We start from the raw sequence: 17,987 nt of genomic DNA on the forward strand, positions 1-17,987 counted from the left end.
AAGGGGGCGCGGCGTACAATTGGGGGATGATCGACTCCACGCGCTATCCGCGCCTCGCGCGCATCGACGCGCCGTCCGACCTCCGCCAGTTCGACGAATCCGAACTGCCCGCGATCGCCGACGAGCTGCGCGCCTATCTCATCGAATCCGTCGGCAAGAGCGGCGGCCATTTCGGCGCCGGCCTTGGCGTGATCGAGCTCACGACCGTCCTGCATTATCTCTACGACACGCCGTACGACCGCGTGGTCTGGGACGTCGGCCATCAGACCTATCCGCACAAGATCCTGACCGGCCGCCGCGACCGCATCCACACCGTCAAGCAGAAGGACGGTGTAGCGCCGTTCCCCAAGCGCGAAGAGTCCGAGTACGACACCTTCGGCGTCGGCCATTCGTCGACCTCGATCTCCGCCGCGCTGGGCATGGCGATCGCCAACGCCCAGGCCGGCAACGACCGCCGAGTGGTCGCGGTGATCGGCGACGGCGCGATGACCGCCGGCATGGTCTATGAAGCGCTCAATCACGCAGGCGGCATGGAACCCGAGCCCGACGTGCTGGTGGTGCTCAACGACAACCGCATGTCGATCAGCGAGGCCGTCGGCGGACTGACCAAGATGCTCGGCCGGGCGACCGGCAACCGTACGCTCAACGCACTGCGCGAGAGTGGCAAGAAGCTGCTCGGCGACAAGAACAATCCGACCGCGAAGTTCGTGCGCCGTTGGGAAGAACACTGGAAGGGCATGTTCGTCCCCTCCACGCTCTTCGAGGAAATGGGTTTCCACTACACCGGCCCGATCGACGGTCATGACGTCAAGGCACTGGTCGAGACGCTGAAGACGCTCAAGGGCCTGAAGGGGCCCCAGCTGCTGCACGTCATCACGACCAAGGGCAAGGGGTACGAACTCGCCGAAGGCGACCAGATCGGCTACCACGCCGTGTCGCCGTTCGACCCCGTCAAGGGCCTGGTCGCCAAGGCCGGCGCCAGGAAGCCCACCTATACCGACGTGTTCGGCGACTGGATCTGCGACATGGCCGCGGCTGATCCCCTGCTGCTCGGCATCACGCCGGCGATGCGCGAGGGCTCGGGTCTCGTGCGTTTCAGCAAGGAATACCCGACGCGCTACTTCGACACCGCCATCGCCGAGCAGCACGCGGTGACGCTGGCCGCGGGCATGGCCTGCGAAGGTGCCAAGCCGGTCGTCGCAATCTATTCGACCTTTCTGCAGCGCGCCTACGACCAGTTGGTCCACGACGTCGCCGTGCAGAAGCTCGACGTGCTGTTCGCGATCGATCGCGGCGGCGTCGTCGGTCCGGACGGCGCCACGCATGCCGGCAATCTCGACCTGAGCTTCCTGCGCTGCGTGCCGAACATGGTGGTCATGGCGCCGGCCGACGAGAACGAGTGCCGCACGATGCTGACGACGGGCTTCCGTCACGAAGGCCCGGCAGCGGTGCGCTACCCGCGTGGCACCGGCCCCGGTGTCGCAATCGACACCCGGCTTGAGACCCTGCCGATCGGCAAGGCGGAAATGCGCCGTCGCGGCGCGCGGATTGCGCTGCTGGCGTTCGGTGCGATCGTGCCGGCGGCCGAGGTGGTGGCCGACGAACTTGATCTCACCCTGGTCAACATGCGCTTCGTGCGCCCGCTCGACCGCGCACTGCTACTGGAACTGACGAAGACCCACGATGGTTTCGTGACGCTGGAAGACAACGTGGTCGCCGGCGGCGCCGGTTCGGGTGTCGCCGAACTGCTCAATGCCGAAGGCGTCACCATGCCGATGCTGCACCTTGGTCTGCCGGATGCGTTCCAGCATCACGCCAGCCGCGAAGACCTGCTCGCGGAAGCAGGACTCGATCCTGCAGGCATCCGCGCTGCCGTGCTCACGCGTTGGCCGGATCTGGCAGCGCGACCTGCCGCCGGTGTGCAGGCCGCGACAGGCTGAGTCACCGAAGCGAAGCGCCGGACAGCCTCGAAGCTGTCCAGCGCACGCGGATCAGGGCGTAGCGGCGTCGGTGCCCTCTGCGTCACCGTCTTCGATCGTGTCCACCTCGTCCGGCGCGAGCACCGCATCCACGCGGGGTCGCAATGCGGCGAGATAGCCCGCAGTGCCCAGCAGATCGTTGACCGACAGCGTCGCGAACGACACCGGATGCGCGTCAAGCGCCTGTTCGGCCGCCGCCACCCAATGCGCCCGGACCCGCGCTTCGAGATCATCGAGACCGCGCTTGCGCGCGGTGTCGGTCTGTAGAAAGGACGACATGCAGGCCTGCAGCTGGCTGCCCTGCCCGGCCGTCGCCCGCAGTACATCGAGATCGCCGACGGCCCAGGCATTTGCACGCGCGGCGACCTGCGGCAGCCCCCGCTCGATGACGTCGAGCGTCTCGCGCAGGCAGGTCACGTCCTCGGGCTTCATGCCTTCCTTGCGGAACTCGGCGAGCGCCGCGCGCGGATCGTCGATCTTGACCTCGAGCGTCGTTGGCGTCAGTTTCATGCCGCGCGCTTTGAGGACACCGTCGAGCACCGGCGTGATGACGCCGCCCTCGCGCAGTCCATTGGCGTCGAGCGCGGCGCGATACAGCTCGTACACCGCGATCTGCGGCCGCTTCCGTTCGATCCCCCGATCGCGCCCGATGTAACGCTGCTTGAGCGCCGACCAGCGCTGGTAGACATCCGCCGGCAACAGTTCGTCCAGCGTGGCGCCGTCGGGATTTCTTGCTGCGCGCATCGCTGCCGGCAGCATCGTCAGGCCCCGGAAGATGCCGATATCCGAGCCCACCCGCACGCCCGGCGGGCCGAGCACCACGCCGGCTTCGGCGAGCACCTCGCGGACCTCGTCCGATCGCCAGGTCATGGCCTTGGGCAGGGGCGATTGCGTGCCGAGAATATAGAGCGTGTGTTCGCCGCGCCGCACCCGCCACAGGCCGGGGCCGGGCTGCACACCGGTGACGACGACGGTATCCATATCGCGAACATCTGATGAATCGGACTGTGTGGCGGGCGCGGACCGGATCGCTGCAGCATCCTGCGCGTCCACACTGGGGATCGTCAGAATCGCTGCCATTGCGACCGCAAAGGCCGCAACACCAAACCGCTTGTCCATAAGCCTGATCCGTTCAAGAAAATGAAGAACGAGCATACGAAGCAGCCTTCGGAATTGCGCATGACCTTGGGCACAGCTCTGGCTTTCCATTCAGCATGGATGGAGCGCAGTCGATTGGTTCCGGTCGACACAACCACCCCCCGCCCACACCGGCATCGGTAAGGTGCGGCATCCATTCAACGGAAGACCGTCATGACGATCGACAACGATCAGCGCCGCATCCTGCGCGACATCGACACGACGACACAGATCACCGAATCCGAGACCGACTGGGCCGTCAATGCAGGGTATGCCGTGCTCGCCGAGGACGGCGATATCGATCTCACGAAGGAAGGTCGCGCGCTGCTCGATGCGAGCTGACGCTCGCCACTGACTTGCCTACAAACAGAACGGCCCGCGCTTGCGCACGGGCCGTTCGGATGTCGCATGTGTTGGTCGGGGTAGCCGGATTTGAACCGACGACCACTTGTCCCCCAGACAAGTGCGCTACCAGGCTGCGCTATACCCCGTAATCTGGAAATTATACCGTCTGGCGGGCGATTCGCCCATCCATGTTGTGCGGCGCGCTCAGCGCTTCAGCAACTGGAGCACGTCCTCGAGTTCCATGCGCACCTGTCGCACGATCTGGTTGCTGAGCGCGGACTCCTGCTTGGCGCCCTCGCCTTCGAGGCGAAGGCGCGCACCGCCGATGGTGTATCCCTGCTCGTAGAGCAGGCCGCGGATCTGCCGCACCATCAGCACGTCGTGGCGTTGGTAGTAGCGTCGGTTGCCGCGGCGCTTGACCGGTTCGAGACTCGGAAACTCGGTTTCCCAGTAGCGCAGCACGTGCGGCTTGACATCGCACAGCTCGCTGACCTCGCCGATGGTGAAGTAGCGCTTCGCCGGAATCGGCGGAAGTTCTCGGTTGCTGCCCGGGTCAAGCATGGGCCGCGCCCACCGAGCCGGTATAGGCCTCGACACGTTCCTTGAGCTTCTGACCCGGGCGGAACGTCACCACCGTGCGCGCGGAGATCGGAATCTCCTCACCAGTCTTGGGGTTGCGGCCCGGGCGCTCGTTCTTGCGGCGCAAGTCGAAGTTGCCGAAGCCCGACAGCTTGACCTGACGGCCCTGCTGCAACGCATCGCGAAGCACGTCAAAAAAGGCATCCACGAATTCCTTCGCCTCGCGCTTGTTCAAGCCGACTTCCTCATAGAGCTTCTCGGCCATGTCCGCCTTCGTCAGTGCCACGCAGCAATCCCCCTGTGAGGCCTCAGCCCCGGATCTTCGCGTCGTGTTCGCGCGCGAGCGCAGCCACCACGTCCGCAACGACAGCATCGACATCGCGATCAGTCAGAGTGCGTGATTTTTCCTGCAGAATCAAGCCCATGGCGAGACTCCTGAACCCGGTTTCGACCCCCTGACCCGCATAACGGTCGAACAGGCGCACGTCGGCCAGCAGCGGACCGGCGGACGCACGTACGGTGCGCTCCAGCGTCGACCAGTCGACCGACTCGGGCGCGACAATCGCCAGATCGCGGCGCACCGAGGGAAACTTCGACAGCCCCGCCACGCGTGGCAGCGGACGAACCTGCAGCGCCGCCGCATCGAGCTCGAACGCCACGACCGGCACGTCGATGTCCAGCGCGCGCAGCAGGCGCGGATGCAGCTCGCCAATCCAGCCCACGCGCGCGCCGTCGCGCAACACGTCGGCCGAGCGGCCGGGATGCCCGTGAGGCGCGGTTGAACGCGCAAACGTCAGATGGGCGCCAGCGACTGCGGCCAGCGCTTCGAGATCACCCTTGAGATCGAAGTAATCAACCGGGCGCGTTGCATCGCCCCACTGCTCGGCGCGGGCATCGCCGGCAATCGCGGCGGCCACGCGCAAGGTCTCGACGGGCGCGGCGCCGACAGTATCCGCCTGCGCGAAAACCTTGCCGAGTTCGAACAGGCGCACGCGTTCCTGCTGACGCGACAGGTTGCGAGCGAGTGTGGATACCAGCCCCGGCAGCAATGCGGTGCGCATGACGCCGAGCTCGGCGCTCAGCGGATTCGCCAGCGGCACGCTGCCAGCATCCGCCTGCCAGGCCACGAGCAGCGACGCATCGACGAAGGCGAAGTTGACCGCCTCCAGGCAATCGCGCGCGACCATCTGCCGGCGCAGTTCGGCCTCGGCCACGCGGGTTTCACTGGGCGCGGCGATGCGCGTCGCGCCACCGGGCAGCGTGGTCGGCACGCGGTCGTATCCGTGGATGCGCACGACCTCTTCGATCAGATCTTCTTCGATCGCGAGATCGAAGCGGCGCGTCGGCGCGGTGACCTGCCAGCCTTCGCTATCGGCGACGACGGTGAGCCCCAGCGCGCGCAGGATGCGTTCGATCTCCGCATCGTCAACGGTCAGGCCGAGCACCCGCGTCACGCGTGCGCGACGCAGCGCGATCGTGCGCGGCTGCGCGAGATGCGCAGCGAGTTCGGCAGCGGTCACCGGACCGGCGCTGCCGCCGGCGACGTCGAGAATCAAGCGCGTCGCGTATTCGATCGCAGTCCGCGGCAGTTCCGGATCCACGCCGCGCTCGAATCGGTGCGCAGCATCCGTGTGCAGGCCGAGGCGGCGGCTGCGGCCGATGATCGCGTCCGGGGCGAAGTGCGCGGACTCGAGGAACACGTTGCGGGTGCCGTCGGTCACGCGCGTGTCGAAACCGCCCATCACGCCGGCAAGCGCGACGACGCGGTCCGCATCGGTGATCGCGAGGAACTGCTCGTCCAGCGCCACGTCGCGACCGTCGAGCAGCTTGAGCGTCTCGCCCTTGCGCGCACGCCGCACGCCGACCGGGCCGGTGAGCAGGTCGCGATCGAATGCATGCATCGGCTGGCCGAGTTCGAGCATCACGTACTGGGTGACGTCGACGAGAAAGCTGACCGGCCGGATGCCACTGCGGCGCAGACGTTCCGCCATCCACGACGGCGTCGGACGCGTCGCATCGATGCCTTCGATCACACGACCGAGATAACGCGGCGCATCGGCGCCCGCGTGGAGAGCGATCTGCAGCGATGCCTCCGATGTCGCCGCCACCGCGGGCGCATCGAGCGCGACGACTTCGCTGCCGCACGCGGCGGCGACATCGAACGCGATCCCGCGGATGCCGAAGCAGTCGGCACGGTTCGGCGTGAGCTTGAGCTCGATGGTGGCGTCGGGCAGTCCGAGATACCCGGCCAGCGGCGCGCCTATCGGCGCATCGTCGGGCAGTTCGAGCAGGCCGGATGCATCGGCATCGATGCCGAGCTCCCTGGCCGAGCACAGCATGCCGTTGGAATCGACGCCGCGCAGTTGCGCGGCCTGGATCGTCAACGTGCCGACGGTCGTGCCGATCAATGCCAATGGCGCGACCAGGCCTGGACGGGCGTTCGGCGCACCGCAGACGATCTGCAGCATCTGTCCGCCGACATCGACCTGACAGACCTGCAGACGGTCGGCTTCGGGATGCTTCTCCGCCGAGACGATGCGCGCGACGACAACGCCATCGAGCGTCTCGCCCAGTGGCGTGATCTCCTCGACCTCCAGGCCGATCGCGGTCAGCGTCGCCGCCAGCTTGTCACGGGTGGCATCGGTCTTGACGTGCTGGCGCAGCCAGTTCTCGGAAAATTTCATGGCGCTCTCTTGGAATCGTCGTCCCGGCACTGCGGGACCTGTTCGCTACGGATGACGCGGAGAAGATGCAGGCACGACGCGCCTGGACTTACGCGAACTGGCGCAGGAAGCGCACGTCATTGTCGAAAAACGCGCGCAGATCGTCGACGCCATAACGCAGCATCGCAAAGCGCTCGACGCCGAGACCGAAGGCGAAGCCGGTATAGCGCTCGGGATCGATGCCGACGGCCTTCAGCACGTTCGGGTGGACCATGCCGCAGCCCAGCACCTCGAGCCAGCGCGTGCTGCCGTCGGCCTGCTGCCAGGCGATGTCGACTTCGGCGCCGGGTTCGACGAACGGGAAATAGCTGGGGCGGAAACGCATCTCGAAATCGCGCTCGAAGAACGCACGCACGAATTCGCTCAGCGTGCCCTTGAGATCGGCGAACGTCGCGTGCTCGTCGACCAGCAGACCTTCCACCTGGTGGAACATCGGCGAGTGCGTCTGGTCGCTGTCGGAGCGGTAGACCTTGCCGGCGGCGATCATGCGCAGCGGCGGCGCGTGCTCGCCCATGTAGCGCACCTGCACGCCGGAAGTGTGCGTGCGCAGCAGCCGGCCGTCGCCGAAGTAGAACGTGTCGTGCATCGCGCGCGCAGGATGGTGCGGCGGAAAGTTCAGTGCTTCGAAGTTGTGCCAGTCGTCCTCGATCTCGGGACCGTCGGCGAGCTCGTAACCCAGGCGGCCGAAGATGTCGGCGATGCGCTCGAGCGTGCGGCTGATCGGATGCACGCCACCGCGCGCACCGCTGCGGCCCGGCAAGGTGACGTCGATGGTCTGCGAGGACAGCTTCGCATCGAGCGCGATGTCATCCAGCGCGATCTTGCGCGTCGACAGCGCGGCACTAATGACATCGCGCGCGCGGTTGATCGCCTCGCCGGCGGCCTTGCGCTGGTCGCCAGGCAATGCGCCCAGCGCCTTGAGCTGCGCGGTGATGCTGCCGCTCTTGCCGAGCAGCCCGACGCGCAGTGTTTCGAGCGCCTCGGGGGTGGTGGCGGCCTCGATATCGGCAAGCGCCTGGTTCGAAAGGGAGTCGATTTCGCTCATCGCACTGCGGGCCCGTCGCTGATGGAGAAATGTCGCGCCCGGAATATCCGGCGCCACAAACAACAATGGGGAAGGACTTGCGCCCTTCCCCACGTGACCGCCGGACGGATCCGGCGGCAGTACCGCGTTACGGTGGAGACGACGGCCTCAGGCCGCCAGCGCGCCCTTAGCCTTCTCGGCGAGCGCGGCAAAGCCGGTTGCATCGTTGACCGCGAGATCAGCCAGGATCTTGCGATCCAGGGTGATGCCGGCCTTGAGCAGACCGTTCATGAAGCGGCTGTAGCTGATGCCGTTCAGACGTGCGGCCGCGTTGATACGCGTGATCCACAGCGAACGGAAATCGCGCTTCTTGAGCTTGCGACCGATGTACGCGTACTGGCCGGCCTTGATGACGGCCTGCTTGGCGACGCGGAAGACCTTGCGGCGGGCGTTGTAGTAGCCCTTCGCGCGGCCGAGAACCTTCTTGTGACGGCGGCGTGCCTGCACACCACGTTTGACTCGTGCCATTGTTCAGTCCTCAGAGATACGGAAGCATGCGATCGAGACGGCCGCTGTCTGACGCGCAGATGATGTTCGTCTGCCGGAGACCGCGTTTCCGCTTGGTCGTTTTCTTCGTGAGGATGTGGCTACGGTTTGCGTGGCCGGCCTTGTACTTGCCGGACGCCGTCTTCCGGAACCGCTTGGCGGCGCCCCGGTGCGTCTTGATCTTGGGCATTGCGAGAGTCCTTGTGGGATACGAGTACTGACTGGGCGGTGGCTGGCGCCACGCTTTCCGTCCTGCCCATGCCGGTTTTAAGCCTTTGATCCCACGAGGGAATCCAGGCGGGTCCTGGATGAATCTGCCACCCCAGTGGACCGGGGAGCCGCGCATTATGCCGTGCGGGGATTCGGCTTGCAAATCATCGGCTTGGCGAAGGCGTCGGCCGATCGCCTCGACTGACCGCAACAGGTGGCATTGAACACGTTCCAGCAGTCGACTCTTCCGACCCCACTACTGCGCCAATCAGAAACTGAAAGAGGCGCCTTGTGGCGCCCCTTCGACCCGGGCCCCTTCCGGAAAAGAGGCCAGAGGCAATCCCCGCGAAGCGCGGGATTACTTCTTCTTGGGCGCGATCATCATCACCATCTGCCGGCCTTCGAGGCGCGGACGCGATTCAATGACGATGTCCTCACCCAGGTCGGCCTCGATGCGCGACGCCATCTCGCGACCCAGTTCCTGGTGGCTCATCTCGCGGCCACGGAAGCGGATATTGACCTTGATCTTGTCGCCGTCCTCGAGGAACCCGCGCATCTTGCGCAGCTTGATCTGGTAGTCGCCTTCATCGGTGACGGGCCGGAACTTGAGTTCCTTGATTTCCTGTTGCTTGGTCTTCTTCTTGGCTTCGTTCGCCTTCTTCTGAAGGTCGAACTTGAACTTGCCGAAGTCCATGATCTTGCAGACCGGCGGATCCGCGTTCGGCTGGATTTCCACCAGATCCAGAGCTTCATCCTCAGCCGCCTTCAGCGCTTCTTCGCGCGTCAGGATGCCGAGCATTTCTCCGTCCGAACCAATCACACGCACCCGCGGTACGCGGATGTCCTGGTTGCGCCGATTCTGCTTGTTGTCAGGGGTGCTAATACTGCGATCTCCAATGTGGAACATACCGCCGGTTCGTCAACCAACGGGGCGACCGGCGCGATCCATGATGGACCCGCGCCGGTGAAGAACTCATGCTGCCGCGTGTTCGGCGCGAAGGCGTGAAACGAAGTCGTCGATCGGCATCGTACCCAGATCTTCCCCGGAGCGCGTCCGAACGGCGATGGCGCCGGTTTCCTTCTCGCGGTCCCCGACCACGATCAGATACGGCACCCGCTGCAGCGTGTGCTCGCGGATCTTATAGCCGATCTTTTCGTTCCGCAAATCGGCCTCGATGCGGACCCCTTGATTTGCAAGGGATTTCCGAACCTGCTCGACGAAATCGGCCTGGGCGTCGGTGATATTCATCACCACCGCCTGCACCGGCGACAGCCAGGCGGGGAACGCACCGGCGTGGTGCTCGATCAGGATGCCGATGAAACGCTCCATCGAGCCGACGATCGCGCGGTGCAGCATCACCGGCACCTGCTTCTGGCTGTGCTCGTCGACGTATTCCGCGCCCAGGCGGCCCGGCATCATGAAATCGACCTGCATCGTGCCCAGCTGCCAGGTGCGGCCGATCGCGTCCTTGAGGTGATACTCGATCTTCGGGCCGTAGAACGCGCCCTCGCCCGGCAGCTCTTCCCACGCGACGCCGCAGGCCGACAGCGCATTGCGCAGCGCGGCTTCGGCCTTGTCCCAGGTCGCGTCATCGCCGAGGCGCGATTCGGGCCGCAGCGCGATCTTGATCTGGATCTCGTCGAAGCCGAAGTGCGTGTAGACGCTGAGCGCCTGCTGGTGGAACGCGGTCACTTCGGATTCGATCTGCGATTCGGTGCAGAACACGTGGCCGTCGTCCTGGGTGAAACCGCGCACGCGCAGGATGCCGTGCAGCGCGCCCGAGGGCTCGTTGCGATGGCAGCTGCCGAACTCGCCGTAGCGGATCGGCAGGTCGCGGTAGCTGTGCAGGCCCTGGTTGAAGATCTGCACGTGGCCCGGGCAGTTCATCGGCTTCACCGCATACGTGCGCTTCTCCGACTCGGTGAAGAACATGTTGTCCTTGTAGTTGTCCCAGTGGCCGGACTTCTGCCACAGCGACACGTCGAGGATCTGCGGGCAGCGCACCTCGCCATAGCCGCTGTCGCGGTAGACGCCGCGCATGTGCTGCTCGACGACCTGCCACAGCGCCCAGCCCTTCGGGTGCCAGAACACCAGGCCCGGCGCTTCCTCCTGCAGGTGGAAGAGTTCCTGCTGCTTGCCGATGCGGCGATGGTCGCGCTTCTCGGCTTCCTCGATGCGCTGGATGTAGGCCTTGAGCTGCTTGGAATCCGCCCACGCGGTGCCGTAGATGCGCTGCAGCTGCTCGTTCTTGGAATCGCCGCGCCAGTACGCGCCGGAGATGCGCGTGAGCTTGAAGGCCTTGAGGAAACGCGTATTCGGCACGTGCGGGCCGCGGCACATGTCGACGTATTCCTGATGATGGTAGAGACCCATCTGGGTGATGTCGGCGGACATGTCGTCGATCAGGCGCAGCTTGTAGTCCTCGCCGCGGGCCTTGAAGGTCTCGATGACCTCGGCGCGCGGCGTCATCTTCTTGATGACGTCGTACTCGGTGTCGACCAGCTCGGCCATGCGCGTCTCGATCGCGGCCATGTCCTCGGGCGTGAACGGGCGCTCGCTGTAGATGTCGTAGTAGAAGCCGTCGTCGATGACCGGACCGATGACCATCTTCGCGTCCGGATACAGCTGCTTGACCGCATGGCCGACCAGGTGCGCACAGGAGTGGCGGATGATCTCGACGCCTTCGGCGTCCTTCGGGGTCAGGATCTGCAGCGTCGCGTCATGATCGATGACATCGGAGGCGTCGACCTGGCGGCCGTCGACCTTGCCGGCGACGGTGGCCTTGGCCAGTCCCGGGCCGATCGACTGGGCGACCTCAAGGACGGAAACGGGCTGTTCGAATTCGCGGCGGCTGCCGTCGGGGAGCGTGATCGTGATCATGGCGAGAACCGGGATTGGGAATGAGGGGTCGGGGATCCGGAATGGTGGCAATTCGGTACGTTCAATCCGAACCCCCACGCCAGAAATCCGCATAGCCGCTTGGCGGCCATAAAAAAAGCGCCGCGAGGGCGCCTGATGGCACACCCGGGAACGGTCAGCGATGGGCGGTGGTAGTGCTCATGTCGCACGCTCGGCCGGCGGGGTCGCGGGCCACCTGTTCCTGATGGAGCGGAGCGGCCGATTCTAGCCGAGAACGCCGGCCTGCGGGCCCAGGGCGCCGGGGGCGCCCGATAGACGGCCGGATTGTGGCCCCCCGACCTCTACGCGCCGCAGCCGGACAAAGAACCAACCGCCGCGTGGCATCATCGATCGAGCTCCCGCCGCCCTGCGCAGCCCCGATGACGATCAAAGGCAAGCCGACGTCCCTGGACATCGCCCACATCGCCGGGGTGTCACAGCCCACGGTGTCGAGGGCGCTGCGCGGACATCCGTCCGTGAACCCGGAGACGCGCGAGCGCATTCTGGCGATCGCGCGCGAGCTCAACTACAAGGTCGACAAAAACGCGTCCAACCTCCGTCGGCAGCAGTCGGGCACGCTGGCACTGCTGCTGTTCGAGGATCCGACCAGCGACCAGTCGCACATCAATCCGTTCTTCCTGCCGATGCTCGGCTCGATCACCCGCGCCTGCGCGCGACACGGCCAGGACCTGCTGATCTCGTTCCAGCAACTGTCCGACGACTGGCACGCCGATTACGGTGACAGCCACAAGGCCGACGGGCTCATTCTCCTCGGCTACGGCGACTACCTCGCCTACCAGGGCAAGCTGCGCACGCTGGTCGAACAGGGCACGCAGTTCGTGCGTTGGGGCGCGGTGCTGCCCGAGCAGCCCGGCATCTCCATCGGCTGCGACAACATGGGCGGCGGCGCGCTGGTCGGCGCGCATCTCGCGGACCTCGGTCATCGACGTATCGCGTTTCTCGGCGATGCGTCGAGTCGCTATCCGGAATTCCTGGACCGTTGGCTCGGCTGCGAGTCCGCGCTGCAGGCACGCGGCCTGCCGATGGAACGGGCGCTGCAGGTCGATGCGGAGAGCGCAGAGGATTCGGGCCACGCCGCGGCGACCGAGCTGTTGCGCCGCGGTCTGCCGTTCGATGCCGTGTTCGCAGCCAGCGATCTCATCGCGATCGGTGCGATGCACGCGTTCGCCGAGCACGGCCTGCGGATGCCCGAGGACATCGCGATCGCCGGGTTCGACGACATCCCCGCCGCGCGCATGACGACGCCGGCCTTGACGACGGTCGTACAGGACACGATCAAGGCCGGCGAACTGCTGGTGGACACGCTGATGCGACTGGTCGTGGGCGAGCCGGCGGAAAGCCTGCGCATGCCGACGTCGCTGGTGGTGCGCGAATCGACCGACAAACGCACGTCATAGGTGCGCGCCGGCAGACGAATGGGGCCTGCCGCGCCCACGCCGTAGCGCGCGCCTGCAGTGCAATTACTCTGCGTCGGGGCCACCGAGGCGCGCGGCCATCAGCGCCTGCAGCCGTTCCCGGAGCGCCACGGGCACCGCGACGTCTTCGCGGAGAAGTACCCGCACACCATGCGCGGGCACGTCGATCGACGCGCCGCCGTCCACCGCCACCGGACCGTCACCGAGTGCATCACGCCACTCGCCATCGGCGACCTGCGTCGCGTCCAGCGTGGCGCGCCAGGGTGCGTCGCCCTTGTTGAGCAGCACCAGCGCGGTCTGACATGCGTCGCTGTCGTCGAGTACGCGATAGAACGCGGCGTGGTCGCCTTCTAGATCGACGACCAGCTGCAGCCCGCGCTGCAGGGCGGGCGTATCGCGGCGCAGGGTCGCGATGCGGGTCAGCGCGGTGTGGATCGGACTCTGCGCGCCGGCGTCGACACGGGCCTGTCCGTAGTACGCGCGATTGCCGGCGTGCTCGGCGCGGCCGCGCATGAAGCCGGTTTCCGAACCGTAGTAGACAACCGGAATGCCACGCGCGGTGAACAGCCAGTTGTGGGCGTCGATGAAGCCGGAATCGCTGGCCGCCATGCGCGGCATGTCGTGGTTGTCGTAGAACGTCGCCAGGTCATAGGGATTGGCATAGGGCCCACGCTCGAGATGCAGCGCCGGCGCGAGGCGTTCGAAGCCGGCATCGCCCGCGAAGACCTCGTCCATCGCCTGCTTCATCGGGAAGTCGAGCACGCTCACCCCACCGTTGCGTGCCCAGGTGTGCTCGGCGATCTTGTCGGCGTTGTAGTCGAAGGCTTCGCCGAACATGAAGAAGCCCGGGTGCCGGCTGCGGATGCGATCGGAAAAACGCTTCCAGAATGCATGTGGCATCCAGGCGATGGTGTCGATGCGGAACGCGTCGGCGCCCTGCCCGATCCATTGCTCGTAGGCGCCGGCGAGATACTCGAAGACCACCGGATTGGCGGCGTCGAAATCGGAGAGCTGGGCGAGGTTGCCGTCGAAGATCGAACCGGTCTTGCCATCCACCACGCCGGTCGCGTTGTAGAAGGCGTGCAGCGGATTGCCCTTGGGATCGAGCTGCTGCGGCGGCAGGTTCTGGTGATCGGCGATCAGGCGTCCCTCGGCGTCGAAGATCTGGCCGAAGCCGGGCTGCGCCTCGGGCATCGTCCACGACGGCGCGCCATGGTTGCCGACGATGTCGAGCACGGTCTTCAGTCCGGCGGCGCGCATGCCATCGGTGAAACCGCGGAAATCGAGGTCGGCGCTCGGCAGGTGCTCGTCGACACGGTAGAAGTTCGTGCCCCAGTAACCGTGGTAGCCGGTCTTGCCGCGATCCGTCAGCGAGCTGCCGCATTCGACCGGGTCGCCTCCGGTGAAGGCTTCATCCGGGTTGTCGACGATCGGCGTGATCCACACCGCGCCGAAGCCCATGTCGCGGATGTAGCCGGCGTTGTCGAGCACACCGCGGAAGTCGCCGCCGAGATACCCGATATTGCCGTCGATGCCGTCGGGGCAGCGCACGGGAATGTCGAACGTGCGATGCGCGCCACCCTGGTCGCGACGATCGTTGGACGTGTCGCCATTGACGAAGCGGTCGGTGACGACGAAGTAGACCGCGTGCGCAGCGAAGGGCTCGCGCGTGCCGTACAGACCCTCCTGATCGGCCACCTGCCCCGTCCGGACAGCGCCCGCGGAACTGCAGCCCGCACACAGCAGCGCGGCAATGGCGACGGTCGAGGCTCGGGTCATGCGGAAACTCCTGTAGTGGATGTCATCGTGCGGCCTGTTCCGACAGTGGCCGCGAGACGCGTAGTGCGAACAGTCCGGCGATCGCCAGGCTCGCACCGCCGAGCATCAGCACGCGCATCGGCGCGCCGCCGAACACGTGGCCGAGCAGGAAGCCCAGTGTGCTGACCGCGACCAGCTGCGGAATGACGATGAAGAAATTGAAGATGCCCATGTACACGCCCATCTTGTGCGCGGGCAGGCTGTCGGACAGCAGCGCATACGGCAGCGAGAGGATCGAGGCCCAGGCGAAGCCGACACCGGCCATCGACAGCAGCAGCCACTGCGGATCGCGGATGAAGGCGATCGACACCAGGCCCGCGCCGCCCAGCCACAGGTTCACCAGATGGGTCATGCGCAGACCGAGCACGCGCGCCATCCACGGAATCGCGACTGCCGCGAGTGCGGCGAAGCCGTTGTAGGCGGCGAACAGCACACCCACCCAGTTCGCACCTTCGTTGTAGGCGGCCGACTGCGGGTCGGTGGTGCCGTAATGGGTCTGCGCGACGGCGGCGGTGGTGTAGATCCACATCGCGAACAGGCCGAACCACGAGAAGAACTGCACGATGGCGAGCTGGCGCATCGTCGTCGGCATCGCATGGAGGTCGCCGGCGATCGCGGCGACCATGCCGTCGCCGCGCACCGCCGCGAACTGCCGCAGCAATCCGTAGGCCAAGGGCAGTGCGGCGAGGACATAGAGCATGCGGTCCCAGCCCATCGACCAGACCAGGGCGACACCGGCGATGCCGACCAGCAGCCACGGCAGGCCCCCGGTGGCCGACGGCACGGGCACATCGGCGCCAGCGACGGTGCCCGGCGGATACGCATCGTCGAATGCGGCCAGCGCCTCGGGCGGATACTCGCGCGTGCGCAGCACCGTCCACAGCACCGCGCCGAGCAGCACAGCGCCGCCGAAATAGAACGCGTAGCGCACGGTGTCGGGGACTTCGCCAGGGCCGGCGGTATTGGCGACGCCGAACTTCGCCAGCACAAACGGCAAGGCGCTCGCGACGACCGAGCCGACGCCGATGAAGAAGCTCTGCATCGCGTAGCCGCTGGGCCGCTGCTTCGGCGCCAGCTGGTCGCCGACGAAGGCGCGGAACGGTTCCATCGACACGTTGAGCGAGGCGTCGAGCACCCACAGCGTGCCGGCGGCGATCCACAGCGCGGGCGAGTTCGGCATCACCAGCAGTGCCGCGGTGGAGAAGATCGCGCCCCACAGGAAGTACGGGCGACGACGGCCGAGACGCGTCCAGGTGCGGTCGGAGAAATAGCCGATCACCGGCTGCACCAGCAGGCCGGTCAGGGGCGCGGCGATCCACAGACCGGGCACCTGCTCCATGTCCGCGCCCAGCGTCTGGAAGATACGGCTGACGTTGGCGTTCTGCAGAGCGAATCCGAACTGGATGCCCAGAAAGCCGAAACACATGTTCCAGATCTGCCAGAACGACAGCTGCGGTTTCGCGTTGCGCATGTGCTGCGACTCCCCTCCCAAGGACCGCTGCCCGCACCAACGCCGGTGCGTGCATGGCTGCATGGTAGCGAGCGTCTCGCGGCGCGCCGCGAACTGCATACGTATTCATCGCATGCGATCGCATTGCGCGCTTTCCCGGGCCCTGTGCGATGCACTACTTTCGCTCCGCGCCCTGTCCGGCGCGCGACGAGATCTGCGATGAGCGAAAGTCCCTGGTGGCGCGGCGCGGTGATCTACCAGATCTATCCGCGCAGCTTCATGGACAGCGATGGCGATGGCGTGGGCGACCTGCCCGGCATCATCGCGCGCCTCGACCACGTCGCCTCGCTCGGCGTCGATGCGATCTGGGTGTCGCCGTTCTTCCGCTCGCCGATGGCAGACTTCGGCTACGACATCGCCGACCAGTGCGACGTCGACCCGATGTTCGGCACGCTGGCCGACTTCGATGCGCTGCTGGCCAAGGCGCATGCGCTGGGCCTGAAGGTGATGATCGACCAGGTCTTCAGCCACACCTCGAACGCCCACGACTGGTTCCGCGAAAGCCGCGAATCGCGCGACAACCCGAAGGCCGACTGGTACGTGTGGGCGGATGCGAAGCCCGATGGCACGCCGCCGAACAACTGGCTCTCGATCTTCGGCGGCCCGGCGTGGAAGTGGGAGCCGCGGCGCCGGCAGTACTACCTGCACAATTTCCTGTCGAGCCAGCCCGACCTCAATTTCCACAATCCCGACGTGCAGCAGGCGACGCTCGACTACGTGCGCTTCTGGCTCGACCGCGGCGTCGACGGCTTCCGGCTCGATTCGATCAACTTCTGCTTCCACGACGCGCAGCTGCGCGACAACCCGCCCAAGCCCGAAGCGCTGCGCATCGGCCGCGGTTTCTCGCCCGACAATCCCTACGCGTTCCAGTACCACCACTACAACAACACGCAGCCGGAGAACATCGGCTTCATCGAACGCCTGCGCGTGCTCATGGACGGCTACACCGACGTCGCCGCGCTCGGCGAGATCTCCTCGGAGGACTCGCTGGCGACGACCGCCGAGTACACCGGCCCCGGCCGGCTCCACATGGGCTACAGCTTCGAGCTGCTGGTCGAAGACTTCAGCGCCGGCTATATCCGCGACACCGTGCAGCGGCTCGAAAGCGCGATGGACGGCTGGCCGTGCTGGGCGATCTCCAATCACGACGTCGTCCGTGCGGTCACGCGCTGGGGCGGCGGCGACGCCGGCGCGGCGTTCGCGATCCAGATGATCGCGCTGGTCTGCACGCTGCGTGGTTCGGTGTGTCTCTACCAGGGCGAGGAGCTCGGCCTGACCGAAGCGGACGTGCCGTTCGAGGCGCTGCGCGACCCCTACGGCATTACCTTCTGGCCGAACTTCAAGGGCCGCGACGGCTGCCGCACGCCGATGCCGTGGACCGCCGATGCCGACGCCGGCTTCTCGACCGGTACGCCCTGGCTGCCGATTCCCGAAGCGCATCGCACGATGAGCGTCGCGGCGCAGGACGCCGATGCGGACTCCGTGCTCGCCCATGCCCGCCGCTTCCTGCAGTGGCGCCGTACGCAGCCCGCGCTGCGCACCGGCAGCATCGATTTCCTCGACACGCCTGAGCCGGTGCTGGCCTTCGTGCGCGAGCAGGATGACGTGCAGGTGCTCGTCGCGTTCAACCTCTCGGCATCGCCGGTCGAATGGCGTGTCACGCAGGACGCGCAGCCGCTGTCGGGCCATGGCCTGCCGATGGGCGAACTGCACGATGGTGTCCTGCGCCTGCCTGCGCACGGCGTGTACGTCGCAACACTGGACGCCGACGACTGAGCCGG

The 17,987-nt window shown here is 66.3% G+C and carries 15 protein-coding genes and 1 tRNA gene; 4 read left to right on the forward strand and 12 right to left on the reverse strand.

The features are described 5' to 3' along the window. Positions 1-26 precede the first annotated feature (26 nt). Entirely contained in the window at positions 27-1,940 is a 1,914-nt protein-coding gene (dxs, locus tag AC3IRM_RS11815) for a 1-deoxy-D-xylulose-5-phosphate synthase (protein WP_489203340.1), read from the forward strand. 51 nt (positions 1,941-1,991) lie between these two features. On the opposite strand, the gene AC3IRM_RS11820 is transcribed toward dxs, so the two are convergent. Next, positions 1,992-3,188, reverse strand: coding sequence for a TraB/GumN family protein (locus AC3IRM_RS11820; protein ID WP_489203341.1), 1,197 nt, complete (start codon positions 3,186-3,188; stop codon positions 1,992-1,994). A 102-nt stretch (positions 3,189-3,290) separates the two neighbouring features. Here AC3IRM_RS11820 and AC3IRM_RS11825 point away from each other — a divergent pair, with 102 nt between their 5' ends. Beyond that, complete coding sequence (locus AC3IRM_RS11825; RefSeq protein ID WP_489203342.1) at positions 3,291-3,458, forward strand: hypothetical protein; 168 nt, start codon at positions 3,291-3,293, stop codon at positions 3,456-3,458. Positions 3,459-3,530: 72 nt separating this feature from the next. Here the strand turns inward: AC3IRM_RS11825 and AC3IRM_RS11830 are convergent. The 9 genes from AC3IRM_RS11830 to thrS all read right to left on the reverse strand — a co-directional run bounded on the left by AC3IRM_RS11830 (position 3,531) and on the right by thrS (position 11,424). Beyond that, positions 3,531-3,607, reverse strand: a tRNA-Pro gene (locus AC3IRM_RS11830). A gap of 58 nt (positions 3,608-3,665) precedes the next feature. Next, entirely contained in the window at positions 3,666-4,022 is a 357-nt protein-coding gene (locus tag AC3IRM_RS11835) for a MerR family transcriptional regulator (RefSeq protein WP_096209477.1), read from the reverse strand. Next, the gene (locus tag AC3IRM_RS11840) at positions 4,015-4,326 is read right to left on the reverse strand and encodes an integration host factor subunit alpha (RefSeq protein WP_232114670.1); all 312 of its coding nucleotides are present in this window, start codon (positions 4,324-4,326) and stop codon (positions 4,015-4,017) included. The genes AC3IRM_RS11835 and AC3IRM_RS11840 overlap by 8 nt, the downstream gene beginning before the upstream one ends. Positions 4,327-4,348: 22 nt before the next feature. Beyond that, the gene (pheT, locus tag AC3IRM_RS11845; RefSeq protein ID WP_489203343.1) at positions 4,349-6,724 is read right to left on the reverse strand and encodes a phenylalanine--tRNA ligase subunit beta; all 2,376 of its coding nucleotides are present in this window, start codon (positions 6,722-6,724) and stop codon (positions 4,349-4,351) included. A gap of 88 nt (positions 6,725-6,812) precedes the next feature. After that, entirely contained in the window at positions 6,813-7,808 is a 996-nt protein-coding gene (pheS, locus tag AC3IRM_RS11850) for a phenylalanine--tRNA ligase subunit alpha (protein WP_489203344.1), read from the reverse strand. 147 nt (positions 7,809-7,955) lie between these two features. After that, positions 7,956-8,315, reverse strand: coding sequence for a 50S ribosomal protein L20 (gene rplT / locus AC3IRM_RS11855; RefSeq protein ID WP_159678264.1), 360 nt, complete (start codon positions 8,313-8,315; stop codon positions 7,956-7,958). Positions 8,316-8,325: 10 nt separating this feature from the next. After that, on the reverse strand, positions 8,326-8,523 hold the full coding sequence (gene rpmI / locus AC3IRM_RS11860) for a 50S ribosomal protein L35 (protein ID WP_310154803.1): 198 nt from the start codon (positions 8,521-8,523) through the stop codon (positions 8,326-8,328). Positions 8,524-8,901: 378 nt separating this feature from the next. Beyond that, on the reverse strand, positions 8,902-9,450 hold the full coding sequence (gene infC, locus AC3IRM_RS11865) for a translation initiation factor IF-3 (protein WP_310154800.1): 549 nt from the start codon (positions 9,448-9,450) through the stop codon (positions 8,902-8,904). Between the two features lie 66 nt (positions 9,451-9,516). Beyond that, positions 9,517-11,424, reverse strand: coding sequence for a threonine--tRNA ligase (gene thrS, locus AC3IRM_RS11870; protein ID WP_489203345.1), 1,908 nt, complete (start codon positions 11,422-11,424; stop codon positions 9,517-9,519). A 398-nt stretch (positions 11,425-11,822) separates the two neighbouring features. Here thrS and AC3IRM_RS11875 point away from each other — a divergent pair, with 398 nt between their 5' ends. Continuing rightward, the gene (locus tag AC3IRM_RS11875; protein WP_489203346.1) at positions 11,823-12,860 is read left to right on the forward strand and encodes a LacI family DNA-binding transcriptional regulator; all 1,038 of its coding nucleotides are present in this window, start codon (positions 11,823-11,825) and stop codon (positions 12,858-12,860) included. A 63-nt stretch (positions 12,861-12,923) separates the two neighbouring features. Here AC3IRM_RS11875 and AC3IRM_RS11880 read toward each other — a convergent pair whose 3' ends face one another. Together AC3IRM_RS11880 and AC3IRM_RS11885 are read right to left on the reverse strand one after the other, a co-directional pair. Further along, complete coding sequence (locus tag AC3IRM_RS11880) at positions 12,924-14,657, reverse strand: alpha-amylase family glycosyl hydrolase (RefSeq protein ID WP_489203347.1); 1,734 nt, start codon at positions 14,655-14,657, stop codon at positions 12,924-12,926. A gap of 22 nt (positions 14,658-14,679) precedes the next feature. Further along, entirely contained in the window at positions 14,680-16,167 is a 1,488-nt protein-coding gene (locus tag AC3IRM_RS11885) for an MFS transporter (protein WP_489203348.1), read from the reverse strand. Positions 16,168-16,365: 198 nt separating this feature from the next. Here AC3IRM_RS11885 and AC3IRM_RS11890 point away from each other — a divergent pair, with 198 nt between their 5' ends. Further along, positions 16,366-17,982: an alpha-glucosidase gene (locus AC3IRM_RS11890; RefSeq protein WP_489203349.1), complete on the forward strand. Its 1,617-nt coding sequence runs from the start codon at positions 16,366-16,368 to the stop codon at positions 17,980-17,982. The last annotated feature ends 5 nt before the right edge of the window (positions 17,983-17,987 follow it).

This window comes from Luteimonas sp. KH_071, from assembly GCF_057838005.1.